At 58.6% G+C, this 18,043-nt stretch carries 12 protein-coding genes; 5 read left to right on the top strand and 7 right to left on the bottom strand.

Translation table 11 applies throughout. The annotated features are described in order from the left end of the window. Positions 1–3 precede the first annotated feature (3 nt). From ABIT76_12755 to ABIT76_12725, 7 genes are all read right to left on the bottom strand, one after another. Positions 4–726: a metallophosphoesterase family protein gene (locus tag ABIT76_12755; GenBank protein ID MEO7934018.1), complete on the bottom strand. Its 723-nt coding sequence runs from the start codon at positions 724–726 to the stop codon at positions 4–6. A 17-nt stretch (positions 727–743) separates the two neighbouring features. After that, positions 744–1,502, bottom strand: a complete 759-nt coding sequence (locus ABIT76_12750) for a hypothetical protein (protein MEO7934017.1) — start codon at positions 1,500–1,502, stop codon at positions 744–746. Further along, a complete protein-coding gene (locus ABIT76_12745) occupies positions 1,499–2,392 on the bottom strand; it encodes an ABC transporter permease subunit (protein MEO7934016.1) in 894 nt (297 codons plus the stop codon). Before ABIT76_12745 ends, ABIT76_12750 begins: the two co-directional genes overlap by 4 nt. Then, entirely contained in the window at positions 2,389–3,234 is an 846-nt protein-coding gene (locus ABIT76_12740; protein ID MEO7934015.1) for an ABC transporter ATP-binding protein, read from the bottom strand. The genes ABIT76_12745 and ABIT76_12740 overlap by 4 nt, the downstream gene beginning before the upstream one ends. A 1,059-nt stretch (positions 3,235–4,293) precedes the next feature. Beyond that, positions 4,294–4,572, bottom strand: a complete 279-nt coding sequence (locus ABIT76_12735) for an acylphosphatase (protein MEO7934014.1) — start codon at positions 4,570–4,572, stop codon at positions 4,294–4,296. 3 nt (positions 4,573–4,575) lie between these two features. Further along, positions 4,576–6,585: a CAP domain-containing protein gene (locus ABIT76_12730; GenBank protein ID MEO7934013.1), complete on the bottom strand. Its 2,010-nt coding sequence runs from the start codon at positions 6,583–6,585 to the stop codon at positions 4,576–4,578. A gap of 210 nt (positions 6,586–6,795) precedes the next feature. Next, complete coding sequence (locus tag ABIT76_12725; GenBank protein MEO7934012.1) at positions 6,796–7,683, bottom strand: YihY/virulence factor BrkB family protein; 888 nt, start codon at positions 7,681–7,683, stop codon at positions 6,796–6,798. 200 nt (positions 7,684–7,883) lie between these two features. Here ABIT76_12725 and ABIT76_12720 point away from each other — a divergent pair, with 200 nt between their 5' ends. The 5 genes from ABIT76_12720 (at position 7,884) to ABIT76_12700 (ending at position 18,037) form a co-directional block, all read left to right on the top strand. Beyond that, positions 7,884–11,675, top strand: coding sequence for a translocation/assembly module TamB domain-containing protein (locus tag ABIT76_12720; GenBank protein ID MEO7934011.1), 3,792 nt, complete (start codon positions 7,884–7,886; stop codon positions 11,673–11,675). Next, positions 11,672–13,756, top strand: a complete 2,085-nt coding sequence (locus tag ABIT76_12715) for a BamA/TamA family outer membrane protein (protein MEO7934010.1) — start codon at positions 11,672–11,674, stop codon at positions 13,754–13,756. Before ABIT76_12720 ends, ABIT76_12715 begins: the two co-directional genes overlap by 4 nt. A 6-nt stretch (positions 13,757–13,762) precedes the next feature. Then, positions 13,763–14,812 (top strand): tRNA-dihydrouridine synthase, encoded by a 1,050-nt coding sequence (locus ABIT76_12710; GenBank protein ID MEO7934009.1) that lies wholly within the window; start codon positions 13,763–13,765, stop codon positions 14,810–14,812. A gap of 147 nt (positions 14,813–14,959) precedes the next feature. Next, positions 14,960–15,835 carry a peptidoglycan-binding domain-containing protein gene (locus ABIT76_12705; GenBank protein ID MEO7934008.1) on the top strand — a complete coding sequence of 292 codons (876 nt, stop codon included), beginning with the start codon at positions 14,960–14,962 and terminating at the stop codon, positions 15,833–15,835. Between the two features lie 51 nt (positions 15,836–15,886). Continuing rightward, positions 15,887–18,037 (top strand): ATP-binding protein, encoded by a 2,151-nt coding sequence (locus ABIT76_12700; GenBank protein MEO7934007.1) that lies wholly within the window; start codon positions 15,887–15,889, stop codon positions 18,035–18,037. Positions 18,038–18,043 lie beyond the last annotated feature (6 nt).

Genomic DNA, 18,043 nt, shown 5'->3' with positions numbered 1-18,043 from the left:
AGATTATTTTCCCAAGGCCAGACGGTCGGCGAGGCGTTGCGGAAGTCCGGCGGCGACGATTTTATCTTGGGCCAGATCGATATCGTACTCGACTCGGCGAAGTTCAATAAAGTTCCGATTCGCGTCGTATATCGTGTAGGCGGAACGCCAGTCGCCGTCGCGCGGTTGCCCGACGCTGCCGACGTTGATGAAATATTTTTTGCCCATCTCGAATTTCAATTTATCGAGCGGCAGACCGATGACCGCGCCGTCGCGAATGTAAACCCGCGGCGCGTGGGTGTGGCCAAAGAAACAAACGGACGTGTGCTGGTAGCTAAAACTCGCGGCGGCATCGAGCTGGTTGAAGACGTAGCCCCATTTGTGCGGCGTATCGAGCGTGGCGTGGACGATGGTGAAATCGCGGACCTGACGCACCATGCGCATTTCGCGGAGCCAGTTTTTGTCCTCCTGAGTGAGGTTTTCGCGCGTCCAGTTGAGGGCTTCCTCGGCCAGCGGGTTGAAACCGTCGAGCGCCTCGACCATGGCGGCCTGTTCGTCGTGATTCCCTTTCACCACAGGGCAATCCAACTCGCGAATAATCTGCACGCAGGCATGGGGATCGGCGTTGTAGCCGACGACATCGCCCATGCAAACGTAGTGCGTGCAATTTTGCTTTTGGGCATCAGCGAGCACCGCCTGCAAGGCTTCGAGGTTGGCGTGGATATCTCCGAAAATGGCAAAACGCATGAGCGTGGAATTATCTTTTAGCGGGCGGATTTGTAAATCCTTTGTTCTTCGGGAATGTGGAGTTGGTCTTCAAGCGTCTTAAGTAGGGTGATGACGGTCGGCTTTCGTTCGTCTTTTCCGCGCTGCCACAGGTTACGTAGCTGATCGTATGCCACCTTCTCACTTCCGGGGCATCTCGCCAGATGAATCGCCGCCGCGCGCTCCATATAAGCCGGTGCATCCTTCAATTTCGCCCCCAAACGGTATTGTTCGGACGCCCCGCACTCGTCCTGCCGCTTTTGTTCGAGGAAAAGCGCGTAAGTTTGATGCAACTGGTAGCTCTCCGGGTTGTTCTTAATCCCACGAATGAGAAAATCTTCTCCCAGATCGAAGAATTCGCGCTGCTCTTTTTTCCGAATGGCCAGCCGCGGCTGCTTCGGATTTTCAAAGGCGAACACACTCCCATTCCAAGCCATGTGCCAGGCGGCGTTGTCCCAAAAATAGAAGTTCCGCGGCTGGAGCGAGGTCACATTGTCGAAAATGTGGGCCATGATGCCGTATTCGGTTTTCTCCCAGGCCGTATGCGCCTGAATCCACAGAATATCCGCTATGGGCGCACGAAATCCGCTGAGCGCGGCGATGAAATTGGCCTGCCCGATGCGTTCGCGGAGGGAAAGATCGAGCTTGGCCGTGCGAAACTGCGCCGCCTGATGCTCCTGATTCAAATGCAACTCCAATGGCAGCCGCAGCGCGCCGAAGCCGAGGATCAATCCGATGAGCGCGAGCCGCCGCATCACAGCTCCTTTTTCACGAAGATGAACTGCGCCGCCAGCGTGTAGAAAAGGATGTAGAGGCAGCCGAGCCCGCAGGTTTTCAGGAAAAGCGCGGTCGCCACCGGATTGCCTGCGACGATGTCGTCCACGAGGTTGAACAACTGCAAATCGGGGAAAATAAGCGAGACGAGCGCGGTGAAAACCCGGGTGAGCCAAGTCACATTCCTATCGGCCAGCCAGTATTCGCGGGCGGTTGATTGCAGATGGCCGATAAAATAAACGACGACCGCCACGATGGTGCTGAAGATCGCCGATGAGGCGAAAGTCGAGATGAGCAGCGTCAGCGACGCGAGCAGGCAGGCCTTGATATAAATCAAAGTCACGCCTTCGAAAATGGCAGGGGTCAGCCCCGCCGCGCGGACTTCGCGCACCTTTACGACCAAGTCCTCGGGACTGCGCGCAAACTCCGCCTGCACCTGCGCGAGCACCGTCGTCTGCCGCAGCCAGAGGACCACGACGAAGACGAGTGACATGCAAATCACCGAGATCAGCAGGAGCAAAAAGACCCCGAGCAGTTTCCCGACGAGATACTCAAAACGCGGCACCGGTTTCGCCAGAATCGTGTAGAGCGTCCGATCCTCAATGTCCTTTGGCAGCAAATTGGCCGTCGCCAGAATCGCCAAGAGCGACGTGAAAATCGTCATCGCGCCGAGCGACGCATCTTTCAGCACCTGAAACTCCTGCTGGAAGGTGAATTGGATCATGAACAGCGAGCTGCCGATGATCACCAGCGCGAAGAGGAGGAGGAAATAAAACACCTTTAGCCGCACCAGCTCCGTGAGCGTGTTCCAGGCGATGGCCTGGACGCGGGAGAAGGAAAAAAACTTCCGCTTTCTGGGTGTGGTCGTCGTCATTTCTTCTCCGTTTCTTCGAGGAACAACCGCTCCAAAGTCGTTTGCGGGCGGCGCGCCCAGAGGACTTGAGCTTCGTTCTCCGCCACCAGCGCCTCGATCTTTTTCAGCAACTCCGGCGACGCGTCCTGAATGACGACCTCCGTCTGGTTTTCAATGGAAATGAGTTCCTCCAGCGGTCCCTCGCGGACCAGCAGCCCTTTGGACAGGATGCCCACGCGATCGCAGATTTCCTGCACCTGGGCCAGGAGATGCGAGCAAAGCAGCACCGTGATTCCCCTCGCCTTCAACCCCACGATCATGTCGCGAATCTCCCGCGAACCCGCCGGATCGACACCCGCCGTCGGCTCATCGAGCACGAGCAGGCGCGGCTCCTGCACCATCGCCTGCGCGATGCCGATCCGCTGCAACATCCCCTTCGAGTAACCGCCCAGCCGCCGGTGCCGCGCATCGGTGAGCCCGACCATTTCGAGCAAAGTCACCACGCGCGCTTCCAGATAATCGCGCTTCAAGCCGCAAATTTTTCCATAAAACCGGATCGCCTCCTCGCCGGTGAGATACTTGTAGAAATAGGGATTCTCCGGCAGAAACCCCACTTCCTCGCGGCTCTCGACCAGACTGCTGTCGCGGCCAAAAATCTCCGTCGTCCCGCGAGTCGGAGTCACCAGCCCGAGGACGATTTTCAGCGTCGTGCTCTTGCCCGAGCCATTGGGACCGAGCAATCCATAGACCTGCCCCGGCGCCACCTCCAGCGTGAGATCACGCACCGCCACGAGCTTCTCCCTCCGAAATGGGATCGGGTAAATCTTGGTGAGATTGCGAACAGCAACAGCGGGGGTTTCCACAGGCCCACACTATTGAAAGAAACCCCGCCTCATGCAAGGGAAGTGATGACGCCATATCCAACGCCCGCTGCAAGTGCGCCTTGTTCGCCCTCGTTCCCAAACTCCTGTTTGGGGAACGCACTTGGCTGGGAAACTCTGTTTCCTTCCCCAGACCCGCGTCACTGGCGAATCAGGAGTTTCGCGACCGCTCTATCGAATCTAAAACGTTATCGTATTGCTGGTTTCTTTGGCTTTAGTCAGTAACCGGCAAGCCAGCCTGCTCTCACCATACTTGACGGCGAAAGTCTCTGTTACCTCAAACCAACCACCATGATTCGCCGAGCCATGGTTAGCTCCCATGCACGAACACTGACACTCAAATCCTTCTGCATTCATACAAGCAGGGCACAAACCTCCATCTCGCGGTATGGCTGAATGATATAAAGACGTCCAAACCTCTCAAGAAGCCTTTCAACCAACTCGTTGAACCGCGACGACGGAAGCTCCCAAAACTTCTTTTCGGTATTCCATTCAGGCTCCTTTTTCCTTGGGCCGTTTTTCAACCATTCGCGATTGTCTGCAGCGAACGGCAATCGAAGGCGTATAGGCTGAGACCCGCCACGCCGGAGAGCCACCGGGATAGCTCCGTTGTGCCAAACTGCCTTAGCATCTCGTTCGTTGGGCTTCATTTTCGTGTGGCATGTCTTCTCACAAATTAGGTATGGGCGAGCGTTCTCTTTTGCATAGCAATGTGGGTGCGCAAAAAGCAGTGAAAGAGCCTAGTATATACTCTATCTACCCATTCACCGCTGGCAGCGTGGTATTCGCCGCGTTGGTATCCTCGGGATCGGGCAAAACACGAGCGGGCGGATGGCTGGGAGCAGGGTCGGATTCAGCCCCCGGTGATGACCGCGCCGGGTTCTTCTCTGCATTGCGGTGATACGATCCGTCATGGCTGAGTGTGAGAAATCTGACGAGCTTTGTAGCAACGGCAACACCGGTGTCCCGGATTATTATCCAACTCGCCGCAAGTTTTTCGGGGAAAATGCCTCCCGCGAAAGCCACACAGGATTTAAGAACTTAGGCGGTGATGGAGAAGCCGCGTTGTCCCATTTCTATGGAAGTCGGCTCTTCGAGGGCGGATTTAATGTGGCTGGCGAGTTCGCTTTCGCGGATGGCGGCGAGGAAGTCGCGCACTTCGCGGGACTCGCCCCGGACGAGGAGTTCGACGCGACCGTCGGGGAGGTTTTTGATCCAGCCGGTGATTTCAAATCCCTCGGCGATCCAGCGGACGGTGGCCCGAAAGCCGACGCCTTGGACGCGTCCGTCGTAGAAGACTCGCATGGCCACTTTGCCCATGATTTAGCGTCCGCGACCGGAGATGCGCAGGATGTTGACGCCGCCCGTGGCATCGGAGCGGACGGTGACGTTGCCCACGTAGGAACGGCGCGAGGTGGGGCGAAAGATGACTCGCACGTTCTGGTGTCCGCCGGGGGCGATGGCGCCGGACCAAGCGCCGCTGAAGCCGCTGCGATAGCCGATGGAGCTGACGGTGAGTGGCGCGTTGCCGTCGTTCCAGATGGTGAGGGTGCGGTAGTTGCGAGTGCGGACCCGGCGGGTGCCAAAGGCGAGATAGCCGCTGAGGCGGACGATGCGGTTCTGGACGACTGGCGGTGGCGTGCCGCTGGTGCTGACGCTGCGGATGGCGCTCCAGCCGAGGAGGTAGTTTCCATAGACCTGCGGGCGGACTTGCAACGCGTAGGTGCCTGCCGACGACGGGGTGAAGCTGTAGCTCTGGCTGGCGCTGATCCCGCTCAAAGTGCTGCCGCCGAGGGTCTGCGTGCCGGACAGGGAAATGTTATCAACATACCAGCCGACGCCCTCGCTGGTCTGAGGGTAAGCGGAGCCGTGTCCGCGATTGTAGAGGAAGCGAATCTGGATTTCCCGTCCGGAGTAGGCGGCGAGGGAGATGGTGCGGGATTGGAAGGTTCCCTCGCCCGCGCCGCCGGTGCCGGGTTGCGTCCAAAGGGTGTCCCAGAGCAGGCCGTTGTCGAGGGAGACCTGGACGGTGGCGACTTGGTCGGAGGTGGCGTAGCCGAGGCGGCTTTGGAAGTTCAATGCGGCTCCGCTGCCGGGAACGATGGGGGCGTTGAGGACAAACTGGCTGGTCACAAAGCCGGGCTGCGCGAGGTGATACGAGTAAGAGCCGGATGCCTGGACGGTGTTGTCGCGGACGCTGTAGCCTGTAGGTCTGACCAGGCCGTCGGCCTCGGCTCCAGTGACGGTGTTGTAGGTGGCGAAGGTGCTGCGTTTCCACTGGTAACCGGTGGCGAGCGGGAGTGCGTTGACGCTGTAGGCGTTTGCCGTTCCAACGACGGGGGCGGACGGTCCGCTGATGACGGGCGTGACGGTGCCGGAGCCGGGTTTGAGTGGATCGAAGGCGGTGACGGTGTAGGAAAAGCTGCGGGCGGTGCCGCCGATGACGACGTTGCTGATGGTGACGCTGGTCGCAGTGTCGGCGCTCGGGCGAACGGGACCGGGCCAGTTATCGGGATCGAGGTTGCCGGGGATGAAAACCAACGTGTTTTCACCGTAGCCGTTGGCGATGGTTTCCTTGGTCACTGAGACAGGACTTCCATTGCGCTGGAGGCTGACGCTGGCGCTGGAAAAATTCGCGCCCGGATAGGAAAAGCTCCAGCGCGGATAGATGACGGTGTAAGGCACGTAACCCTTCGGCGGCCAGGCCACGAAGGTATCTCGCACGGTCGGGCGCGACAGGCTGAAGGTCGTGGAGTCTTGGACCCAGAGGGCGTTGGCGGAGAAAAGACTGCCGGTGGCCGGGACGTCGCCAGTACCCATGCGGGTGGATTGCGGGTAGAGAATCCAGCGGCGGTGGCCAGCCATGGTGTTGGTCGCGCCGCTGTCCTCCATGTATTCATTGATCGCGTCGCTGCCAGTGTTGCCGAGGGCGATGTTGGATTTGCCAGCGGCAGTGGCTCCAGCGGAGGAGTAATTGATCCAGTCGCTGGTCGGCGTATGACTGAGTTTTCCATTCGAGGACATCATCAACGCCGCCTGCTGGGCTCCGGCGCTGAAACTGGCGTTGTCCACGATGCCGCCGGGAACGCCAGCCATGGCCCGGAAATAGTTAACCCGAAGATAGACCGCATTTTTGAAGGCGGAGGTGGTGGTCCCGGCGTCTCCGACGGCGACGTCGCCATTCCAACCGGAGGCGATGTTTTCCGAAACGGGATAGATCGCCTCGTAGAAGATGCGGCTCTCCTCGCGGCTCACGGGATTGACGGACAACTGCGCCGTCGCATTGGCGAGAAGGAAGCCGAGCAGGCCGCAGATGAGAAATCTGATGGCCATGTGAGTCCCGGGCTTAGTCATGCGCACTATTAGAGCACAGGACGGGCCTAACTTCAGCCCGGTAAAAACTTTTTTTCCCTACTGGCGCCGGTCGGGCAATCCCCGGGACCATGCCCCGATGAAAAGACCCATGATGGCAAGGTAAACGAGTAGCATTGTGATCATAAATACGACCCTAGTTCGCAGGGTTTTCGCCCGGCGGATGTATCGTTAGTTTTTCCGGCGGCGGCTGACTCCGGCGGCGACTTTCATTTCCTTGCGCACGGCACAGAGGCAGCCACCGAAGATGAGCAATGAGCCGGTGATGTAAATCCAGAGCATGAGGGCCATCACGCCCGCAAAGGTGCCGTAGATGATGTTGAAATTGCTGTAGCTGCGCAGGTAGATGCCGAAGAAATATTGCACGATTTTCAGCATGACGGCGATGCTCAGCGCAGGGAGCACGGCATCGCGGATCGAGACTTGGGTGCGCGGCGCGTATTTGTAAAAAAGCAGGATGACGTAGAAGAGAATGACGAATGGCACGGCGGACAAGGCGATGTCGAAGAAGATGGGGATGACCCAGATTTTCTGGGGAGTGAAACGCCGGACGACGGTGAGCACGGTCGGCAAAATCCCGCCGAGCACCATGCCGCTGGCGAAGAGCGCGACCATGCCGAGGTTCTTGATCGGGAGATGCCACCAGGAATATTCCTTCGTGCCCCAGGCGCGATTCACCCCGCGAGTGAGGGCTTGGAAAAAACGCAGCGAGCTCCAGGCCAGTGTGACGAAGGCGACCACTCCAGCGGAGCCACGGCCAGCAATGAAGCCGTCCACCGTTTTCACGATAGCGAGTTGATCCACCGGCGAGAGCGGGATGTATTGCTGCAACATGTCGGTGACGGTGCGCGAAGCCGTGGCCTGATCTTTCAGCAGGCTGCCGCCGACGGTCGTCACCAAAAGAACAATCAGCGGGAAGAGCGAGAAAAACGCGTAATAGGCAAACGATGCCGCGCGCTGCTCGCCGTCGATCTCGTTGTAGCGCAGCATCGAGGTGCTGACTAGCCGCCAGAGTCGAATGAGAGCGGAAGGATTGCCAGAGGCATTTGCTTTTACCATATTGGCGCGGTTATTCTCCCCGGACGGCTGATTCGCATACCGCCAAAATAGCTATCAAAGCCGATTTACGCCGAGAAAAATAATTCCGCCCTGACTCCTTTTAACCCTGATACGACTCTGACATGGATGAAAACGCCCCGACGATTCCCCTAAAAAAACCGCGGAGGTGCTGGCTTCGTCGGATCTTGGGAACGCTGGGCGTGCTGATTCTGCTGCTCGCCGTCTTTCATCGGGTGATCATCTTCGGACTCGTAAATTGGGGCGTCGGCATGGCGGAAAAATCCGGCCACATGCAGATCGCCTACCAACTCGATGGGACGATATTTACCTCACTCGAATTGTCCAAAGTCAAAGTCCGCGTGCTGGAGCCGGGACCGCTGAAAAAGCTCACACTCGACCGGCTGGCCCTGCGTTATCATCCTTGGGACGGGCTCACAAAGGGTCTGCCCAACTTCATCGAAAGCGTCGAGGTGCACGATCTCGACCTGGAGCTCGACGCCACGAAACCGTCACCACCGAAGCCGAAGAAAAAGAGCGGCTCGTTTGCCATTCCCTTCCCACGGCTCGTCGATATTCGGGGCATTCGAGTGAAAGTCGAAACGCCCACCGGCCTGCTCGCTCTCGACAACGCCAACCTCACCCTCCTGCCCGATCAGGCGGGCGTCGTGAGCATCGATCATCTTGCGATTCCCGCCTATCGCACCTTCGATCATCTCCACGGCCAGACGTCTTATCACAACCGCGATCTGATTCTGGAGAACCTAGTCATTCTGGACAATCTCGCCATCACGCGGTTGCAGGTCAACGCCTCGAAACTGGGCGAGCAGCAACTCACCGCGCAGCTCGCAGCACAGACTTTTGGCGGCACGTTGTCGGCCGATTTTTCCCTGACTAACATGGACACCACGGGCAACATGACGCTCGCTGTCGCCGGCAGTCAGATCGATCTCCCGCAGGTCGCGGCGTTTGTGAGCCCCACGCTGCAACTCGCTGGCGTGCTCGATCAGCTCAACGTGCGCATCGACGGTCAGGCTGGCGATTTGGCGACTTGGAACGGCGGCCTGAATTTGCACGTTAACAAACCCGCGTTTGGGAAAACGGCCTTTGACACAGCGGCGGTGAAGGGCGTGATCACCAATGGCCATCTCCTGCTTTCCGAGACCGCGCTGCTAAAGGGCGAGGAATGGGTCACTCTCGGCGGCACGGTGCAGTTGCCGGGAAAAAACACCAGGGCACATCCGCTGCTGGCCGATGTTTTGCTATCGGCGAACCTGCCAGATTTTGGCGCGCTCATTCCCGATGCGACCGGTTCGGCCAGCGTCACAGCAACGGTCAAGGCGTCGCCGTCGCAGATCCAGGCGAAGCTCGATTCGAACCTAACTGCGCTCGCCGTGAGCAACCTCACACTCGACTCAGCGACGGCCACGGCGACGTTTTCCAAGTCGAGTTCCAGTGTTATCGACTGGGAGAAACCGTGGTGGGAAAACAGCGGCATCGTGGCGAACATTTCCACGAGTGCGCTCAAAATCAGCGGCTACCAGATCGACCGCGTCGGCGCGGTGGTGAGATCGACGAATGAAAAAGCTAACATCGAGTCTGTCGAGATCGTTCGTGGGCAAAATTCCGTGCGCACCACCGGCACGTTTGTCTTTCAAGAAAAACCCGCCGGTCCCCTGCCCGGCCTGCTCGATCTAACCTTGAAGATCAAGGGCCCCGCGCTCAACGAATTCTCCGTCGATCCCGCCAGTCCGATCATCACCGGACGCGCCCAAGGCAGCGGACATTTGCATTGGGCAACGGCCCAGCTCGAGGGCCGGCTCGAGGTCGAGGCCATCGAACTCGGCCACAAAGGCGTCGCTCTCGGCACGCTCGCCATCGACGCGTCTGCGGCCAATGGCGTGGCGCGTTTGAGCCAGTTTTTGCTCGACATGCCGGGCGAGAGTTTCATTCAGGCGACAGGCGAATTTGACTTGGTTAGCAAGGATCATTACGCCGCCCAGGTGAGCACACGACTGGCCGATCTGGTGCAGTTTAAACCACTGATGGGCGAGTCGATGAAAGACACGCCGCTCGCCGGCACGATCCAGCTCGATTGGAATGGAACTGGCCTCCTCAGCAAGCGTCAGCACGAAGGCCGGCTCTCGCTGGATGTGAAGGACGCCGCCTACGCCTCGGTGAAAGGAATCCAACTCCACACCGCCGGATATTACACGCCGACACAGGCCGAGTTTCCGCAAATCGACCTGAGTACTAGCAAAGGAAATCTGGCCACCACGATCTCCTATTTCAACCGCGTCTTGAAGATCGACAACCTCAAGCTCACGCAAAATCAGGAGCTGCGGCTCGCGGGAAGTCTCGCGCTGCCAATCGACTTTGAGAACATTTCCAACAGCGAAAAACGTTTCCCGCTCGATGAGCCGATTGCGATCGATCTCGTCGGAAAAGACGTGCAGCTCGGCGGTCTTTTCACCGACATCGGCATGATTCCCCCCGCGACTGGCCGGGTCAGTCTCGACGTCAAGGCCAAGGGCTCGCTGCGCAATCTGGACGCGGTGATTGCGTTGAAAATGCAGGACGTCCAGAGCGACAAGGCAAAGCAAGTCCAGCCCATTTCCGGCGAGATCAACGTCGCCATCGCCAACCAGCGCGCGAACCTCACGGGCAACATTCGCGAGCCGTCGCTCCAGCCGATCACGCTCTCGGGCAGCATTCCATTGGAACTCGCCTCGATCATTTCCACAGGCTCGATCAGTCCTAACTTGCCCATCGCCGCGCATGTCGTGCTGCCGCCGACTTCGCTCGCGATTGTGCCGCGGTATGTGGCAATGATCAACCGCATTGACGGCACGGTGGGGCTCGATGTCACGGTCGAGGGCACGCTGGAAAAGCCGCGTTTTCTGGGCGGATTGAGGACGAATGTTCGCTCGCTGATTTTCCGAGACGACAGCCTGCCGGATGTGCGTGATCTCACCGCCAATCTCGACTTCAAGAACAATGTGCTCACCCTCTCGCAAGTGAAGGGCGATCTGGCCGGCGGTCCGTTCACCGCGCGCGGTTCGATCAATCTCACCAAACCGGCCGAGCCGACGTTCGACATCGCCTTGCAAGGACGAAGCATTCTCTTTGTTAGAAATGACTCGGTGATCGTGCGTTCCAACTTCGATCTAACCGTGCGCGGTCCGCTGAATGCAGCCGAAGTCGGCGGCAAGATTGCAATCACCGACAGCCGGTTTTTCCGCGAGATCGACGTGCTGCCGATCAATCTTCCGGGTCGCCCGGCTCCGGCGGTTGCGGGCAAAAAACCGAACCTCAGTTTTCCCACGCCACCATTGCGCGATTGGAAATTTAACATCGCGATCAAGACGGAAGACGCCTTCAAAGTCACCGGCAACCTGGCCAATGGCGAGGTGCTGATTGACCTCAAACTCGCCGGCACCGGACTCGCTCCGACGCTCGATGGAAACGTGGTCATCGCGAAGCTGCGCGCGTCTCTGCCCTTCAGCCGGCTCGACATCGAATACGGCAATATCTATTTCAGCAAAGACCTGCCGCCGCTTAGTCCCGTGCTCGATCTGCGCGGCAAATCCGTGGTGCGCGACTACACCATCGACGCCTACATCTGGGGCGATGCCGCCAAGCCGCAGACGCTTTTTCTCAGTCAGCCGCCGCTTACCCAGGAGGACATTCTAACATTGCTCGCCACGGGTGTGACGCAGACTGAGATTCAGGAAAATCCGCAATTGCTGGCAGGACGCGCCGGGTCGCTGTTCATCCAGAAATACTACAACAAAATCTTCAAGCGAAAGCAGAGCTTCGAGCAGAGTCCGCTGAGTGATCGCATCGACGTGCAAGTCGGCAATGTCGATCCAAAAACAGGACGCGAATCCGCCACCGCGCGCCTCCGGCTCACCGACCACTGGCAGGTGCTCGCCGATCTGGACATCACCGGCGGCGTGCGTGGCCAGGTCCGTTATCTTCTGCGTTTCAAATGAAGAAACTACTCGTCACAGTACTAGCGGTTTTGCAGTCGAGTCACATCGTTATCGCGCAGGCGACGAAGGCTGACGCCACGGCGGCCAACCAGGAATTTTCCCAAGCGCCGCCGGTGGCCGAGCCGCGCCAGAATGTCCATGTCGATGTTAGGTTTTCCGGCATCAAGGGCGTGCAGGAGGAGGATCTGCGCACCGCTGCGGGCGAGATTATTTCCGGCATCGAGGCGCGCGGCCTCACTCCGCCGCGAGCCGATGACGTGGCCTTCTACGTGGAGGTGTACTATCGCCGCCACGGCTACGGTTTTGCGATGGTGGATTGGAAGATCACCAACGACGGGCGCACGCTCGAGTTGAATATCGTTGAGGGGCCGCTAACCAATGTCGGGCCGATCACCTACCAAGGGAATGATCATTATCCTAACATGACGCTGAATGACTTTTTGCTGGGCACGACCCGCGAGCGTTTCTCGAAGTTTCTGAAGGTGCTTCCCTATGTCGAGCAGGACATCGAAACGGGCATTTCGCGGCTCGAATCCTTCTATCATTCCGAGGGTTATCTCGATGCGAAGGTGGAGCCCTGGCCCGTGGGCTACAGCGCGGATCTGTCCGTCGCGAATCTCGGCGTGAGTGTCGTGGAAGGCTTGCAATATTGGTTTCGCCGTATCGACATCGTCGGCGCGTCGCCGGAACTCGAAGCTAGGATTCGACTCAAACTCGCGGACATTTTGAAGGCTCCAGCGACCGATTTGCGAATGGATTCGATGCAGAGCGAAATCCAATTTGAATTGAAGTCCGAGGGCTACTTCAAGGCGGAGGTCGCGCTCACGGATGTCATTTTCGACAAGGAGCACGGACTGGTCGATCTCAAGCTGGTGGTGAACACGGGCTACCGTTTTATCTTCGACGGCGTGAGTGTGCGCGGCACCGAACGGCTGAAACCGGACTTTATTCCGAAGCGTTTTTCCTCGCTCGCCGGTCAGACTTACGAGCCGGAGAAGATGAATGAGATCTATCGCGAAATGGTCTCGACCGGATTGTTCTCGGAGTTCCGTTTGAAAGAGGTGCCGATTGATGGAAACCAGATCCGGCTCGACATCGACGTGAAGGAAAATCCGGCGAAAGAGTTCGGCGTCTATGCGGGTTTTGCGACCTACGAAGGCGGGTTTGTCGGGGCGACTTTTCAGGACCGCAATCTCTTGGGTTACGGACGTCCGCTTTTGACTTCCATTGAAATGTCGCAGCGCGGTTTGACGGGCAGGATCGAGTATGTTGATCCGTGGTTTATCACGCGCGGCAACGAGCTGCGGCTGCGGATTTTTTCGCGTTCCATCGACAACGACGGCTACTCCATTTTCGATCTCGGCGTGCGCGGCGAGCTCAACCGGAAGTTCACAAAAAATCTCAAGGGCGCTCTCTTCGCCGAGTTGAAAACCTCGCAGGCGAGTCCCTTGGAAATAGATGACCCGCTATTGTTAGGACCGCTCGATTATCAGACACTAACATTGGGCATCAGCGGCACCTTGGATTTCCGAAATAACCCGCTCGCTCCCGGCGAGGGCTGGGTTACAGACGCCTCACTGGCTTACGAGCAAATCAGCAGCGGTGGCAGCGGATTGCGGGCGTCGTTGCGCGTCTCCTACTACCTGCCCATTGGCAAGGGATTGCTCGCACTCGGCGGACGCACGGCGGCCTACATGACTTCGAGTGATGTGAACGATGTGCCCATCGACGAGCGTTACTTCAACGGCGGCGGCACGACTGTTAGAAGCTTCGACGAACGACAGCTGGGTCCGCTCTACCTAAACACCTATCCGCTTGGCGGTTTGGGTCGGACCATACTCAACGCAGAATTTCAATATCCCATCTTTGGCGACATCAAGGGCGCGGCCTTTATTGATGCGGGAAATGTGCCCGCCGATGGCAGTTTCTTTTCCACATCCGACTTCCGTTACGGTGTGGGAGTCGGCATTCGCTACAACCTTCCGGTGGGTCCCCTTCGGCTCGACTACGGGATCAATCCCGACCCGCGTCCGGGCGAGTCCGGCGGCGCTTTTCATTTCAGCTTCGGCGTGGCATTCTAGCCATTGATGAACGCCGCAGAAATATTCGCCAGAACGGGCCCGACTCCCGTGCTGGCGCTGGCCCCGATGCAGGATGTCACCGACCTGCCGTTCTGGAAATTGATGGCGCACTACGGCGGCGCAGACGTTTACTACACGGAATATTTTCGCGTGCATCCGGTCTCGCATCTGGAGTCCTACATCAAGCGCTCCATCACGGAAAATCCGACGGGGCGTCCGGTGATTGCGCAGATGATTGGCAACGACATTCCGTCGCTGGTGAAAAATGCGCGGCTCCTCCAGGAGCTTCCCATCGTCGCCGTCGACCTCAATCTCGGCTGTCCCGCGCCGGTGGTTTATCGGAAGTGCGCGGGCGGCGGATTGCTGCGCGACTTGGCTCAGGTGGACGCGATTCTCAGTGCGCTACGCGAGGTGATCACGGTGCGTTTCACAGTGAAAACGAGAGTCGGGTTTGATACCTCTGACACGTTTGAAAAACTCCTGCCCATATTGGCAAAACACTCGCTCGACCTTCTCACCGTCCACGGGCGGACGGTGAAGGAAATGTATTGGAGCGAGGTGCGTTACGACTTTATCCAGCACGCCGCCGAGGTGATGAAATGCCCCGTGTTGGCCAATGGAAACATCAGCACCGCCGCTCGCGCTCTGGAAGTCTGGCGGCAAACGGGCGCTCGCGGTTCGATGTTAGGACGCGGCGCGATCCGCAACCCGTGGATCTTCCGCCAGGTGCGCGAACTGCTGGCAGGCGATCCGATGTTTCTGCCGACCGGACGCGACGTGCTCGGCTACATCGAGGCGCTTTACGAAGCCGTCTGCGAACCGGCGATTCGTGAGGCGTCGCAGGTGCAGAAGATGAAGAAATACATGAACTTCATCGGAGCCGGAGTCGAACCGACGGGACAATTTCTCCATCAGATTCGCCGCTGCCATACGCGGGCGGATTTTTTCGCCATCTGCCGCGAATTTCTCGATCACGACGAGCCGCTGCCGCTCCAGCCGTTTCCAGAAAATCGCACGCTCAACCCAAGCAGCGCGCCGCCGGTGATTGCGGTCTAACTCGACCGTAACCCGCCGCGCTTCGGCGATTAATACAGTTTTTCGGTGCCTTGTTCATCTTCAATACACGCAATTTACCGGATTCAGGCGTAATCTGTGCGTGACGTGGCGGGTTTGATCCGTATCATGCACACAGTTTATCCGCTTATGATCTCCAAAAAGCTTCTTCTCACTCTGTTGTTGCTCGCCGGAACTGCGAGGGCCGATGAACAAGTCCGCGCCGTGCAGGAGGAACTCCGTCGGCGCAATGTGTATTTCGGCGACATCGACGGACAGCGTTCGACGGAGTTGGAACAAGCAACGCGTCGCTACCAGAAGCGCAAGGGATTTGCCGAAAATGGCAGCGAAGATCACGACACGCTGCGTTCGCTCGGGCTGCTCCCGCGTTCGCCAGACGAGGCTCCGCCGAAGGAACTCGACTGGCCTGCGGAGCCAATCTTGAAAAGCGATGCGAAGATCGATGTCGCCGCCGAGGCCCAGCAGATCGGAGCTGAGACTGGCGTCGCGCCCGCCAGCATTGCGCCAGAGAAAATTCCCGCAGAAAAAACCAGCGCGTCAGCAGCCAAGGCCAAGCGCAGCAAGCCGTCTGGCGTGCAGCCGGTGGTGTTGCAATCGGAGCGGAAAACATCGCAGTCCAGTCAGCGGATGGAGACGGTGGAGCTGGTGCGGTTTGTCAAAAATTACCTGAAAGCCGTCAGCCGGAACGACACCCATAACGAGTTGCAGTTCTATGCGGACCACGTGTCGTATTTCGCCAATGGCGTGGTCGATCGTCGCATCGTCGAGAGCAGCCTGAAGCGCTACTACCAGCGCTGGCCCTCGCGCAAATACATCATCGGCCCTGTTCTGGGAATTTCCTGGAACTCCCGTCGCGGCGAAATCGTGATGACTTATCGCGTGAATTTTACCCTGAAAAATCACGGCAAGGTCGTTCGCGGCCAGACCGAAAATCGTATTACGATCAATGCCGCCACTGCCGACCCCCGCATTGTTGCCATCGAAGAACACCGCGTCCGACTCTAGCAGCCAGTCGGGAGTTAGATTTCAATCTGGCCTTTGCTCCGGTGCGCACGCATGACGATCCAATCCAAAATACTGCTGCTGCTCCTGCTGATCGTCGCGACTTTTGTCGGCGGATTGGTGGCGCTGAATGTATCGGAAAAGGCGAAGTTTAAGGCCATCGCCGATGCGCGCGCCACGGAGCGCAGCCGCATTTTCGACCAGTTTCTGGAGCAGCGAGGCGACCAACTCAAGGCGCTCGTGGAGGATGCTCCGATCTCCGATGGAATGGTGCTCGCGATCAAAAAAGGCGACAAAACCTGGGCCGATCAAAACCTCACCGACGAGACGCTCACGACCTACGGCGCGAACGCGATCTGGATCTATCGGCCGGACCAGTCGCTCTTCTTTTCGAGAAACAATCGCTACACCGACGAGCTGAAAAATCTCCCGCTCCCACGCGAGGCGCTCGACGCGCTGTTCACCAAGGAGCGCACCTGTCATTTCTTCATCCAAGTGCCCCAGGGCTGGATGGAAATTCGCGGCGGCACGATCCATCCGTCGCGCGACCGGTTCCGCGAGACCGCGCCGCAGGGCAGCTTCTTTGTGGGCCAGTTTTGGATCGACGAAAACATCCGCCGCATGGCGCTTTTCACCGAGTATTCGATCAAGATCGTGCCCACGCAAAACGCCCTGGCCCAACCCAGCGCCGAGGAGTCGGGGCGCATTCGATTCTCCCGCACCCTGGCCGGCTGGAACGGAAAACCGGCCGCCGAGATTCTGGTAGAGCACGACTCACCGATCATCCGCGAGCTAAATCGCGCCAGCGAACGGCTGTTTCATTACCTGATTGCCTTTGCGATGGGACTCTTTCTGGTGCTCGCCTTTTGCCTCATGCATTGGGTGCGCCGACCGCTGCACCTCATCTCGCATAATCTGGCGGCAGAAAGTCCCGAGGGTCTGGAGGCTCTCAGCCGCGAGTCTAATGAATTTGGCAAGCTCGCGCAGTTGATCCTCAATTTTCGCCGCACGGAGGACGCGCTGCACGAGACCGAGGAGCAGCTTCGCCATGCGCAAAAACTCGAGGCCGTCGGTCGTCTCGCGGGCGGCATCGCGCACGATTTCAACAACCTCCTCACCGCTATTATCGGCTACTCCGAGTTGCTGGTAAACAGATTCAAAGACGACGGCTCCGCTCTGGAATGGGCCAGCCTCATTCGCAAAGCAGGCGAGCAGGCGGCCAGTCTCACGCGCCAGTTGCTCGCCTTCAGCCGCAAGCAACTTCTCCAGCCAAAAGTGCTCGATCTGAATGCCCTCGTGGCCGAGATGGAGAAACTCCTCCGCCGCGTCATCGGCGAGCACATCCACATTTCCATCGAAGCCGGGGCGGACGAACCGCGCATTCTGGCCGATCCGACGCAGCTCGAGCAGATCATTTTGAACCTCGGCGTGAACGCCCGCGACGCCATGCCCGGCGGCGGCACACTTAGCATCACCACCAGCAACGTCATGCTCGACGCGGACGAAATCGCCACGAGAGGAATGGAACTCCACCCTGGAAAATTTGTCGTTCTCGCCGTCACCGACACCGGTCTGGGCATGACCCAGGAAACGAAGGACCGCATCTTCGAGCCGTTTTTTACCACTAAAGGACCGGGCAAAGGCACCGGGCTCGGGCTCGCCACTGTTTACGGGATCACGCGCCAGAGCGGCGGCTCGATCACCGTCGATACAGAGATCGGCAAAGGCACGACCTTCTCGATTTATCTCCCGTGCGAAGCCGCGGAAATCGAGGTGTCGCAGCCCATTGCGCCCAAACTCGAGCCTACTGAAAACTTCGAGACAATCCTCGTCGTGGAGGACGAAGAAGTCGTTCGCGAGCTGATCTGCGCGGTGCTGAAGGACGCGGGTTACAACATTCTCAGCGCCGACTGCCCAAGTGCGGCGATTCGCACGGTGCAGGAGCACGACGCCGCCGGCATTCACCTCGTGGTGACCGACGTTCTCATGCCCGAGATGCACGGTCCGGCGCTCGTCCAGATGCTCGCGCCGCTCCAGCCGCAAATGAAGGCGCTCTACGTTTCCGGTTACTCAGAAAACGACATCAGCGACCAGGGCGTGATCGACCGCCATCTGGAAGTGCTCCAGAAACCATTTCCGCCGCAGGTTCTCGTCCGTCGCGTCCGCGAATATCTGGATCGTCCGGTCGAGATCAGACCGCAGTAGCAGGTC

The organism is Chthoniobacterales bacterium (genome assembly GCA_039930045.1).
Lineage (GTDB): Bacteria > Verrucomicrobiota > Verrucomicrobiia > Chthoniobacterales > DASVRZ01 > DASVRZ01.
The sequence above is the reverse complement of the archived record's forward strand: the minus strand, read 5'-3'. Positions and strand labels throughout refer to the sequence as shown.

What these genes read in the sequence shown, in the direction of transcription:
- ABIT76_12755 (MEO7934018.1), bottom strand. Translation starts at nt 726, where the DNA reads ATGCGTTTTGCCATTTTCGGAGATATCCACGCCAACCTCGAAGCCTTG.
- ABIT76_12745 (MEO7934016.1), bottom strand. Translation starts at nt 2,392, where the DNA reads ATGACGACGACCACACCCAGAAAGCGGAAGTTTTTTTCCTTCTCCCGC.
- ABIT76_12735 (MEO7934014.1), bottom strand. Translation starts at nt 4,572, where the DNA reads ATGGGCAAAGTGGCCATGCGAGTCTTCTACGACGGACGCGTCCAAGGC.
- ABIT76_12730 (MEO7934013.1), bottom strand. Translation starts at nt 6,585, where the DNA reads ATGGCCATCAGATTTCTCATCTGCGGCCTGCTCGGCTTCCTTCTCGCC.
- ABIT76_12725 (MEO7934012.1), bottom strand. Translation starts at nt 7,683, where the DNA reads ATGGTAAAAGCAAATGCCTCTGGCAATCCTTCCGCTCTCATTCGACTC.
- ABIT76_12715 (MEO7934010.1), top strand. Translation starts at nt 11,672, where the DNA reads ATGAAGAAACTACTCGTCACAGTACTAGCGGTTTTGCAGTCGAGTCAC.
- ABIT76_12710 (MEO7934009.1), top strand. Translation starts at nt 13,763, where the DNA reads ATGAACGCCGCAGAAATATTCGCCAGAACGGGCCCGACTCCCGTGCTG.
- ABIT76_12705 (MEO7934008.1), top strand. Translation starts at nt 14,960, where the DNA reads ATGATCTCCAAAAAGCTTCTTCTCACTCTGTTGTTGCTCGCCGGAACT.
- ABIT76_12700 (MEO7934007.1), top strand. Translation starts at nt 15,887, where the DNA reads ATGACGATCCAATCCAAAATACTGCTGCTGCTCCTGCTGATCGTCGCG.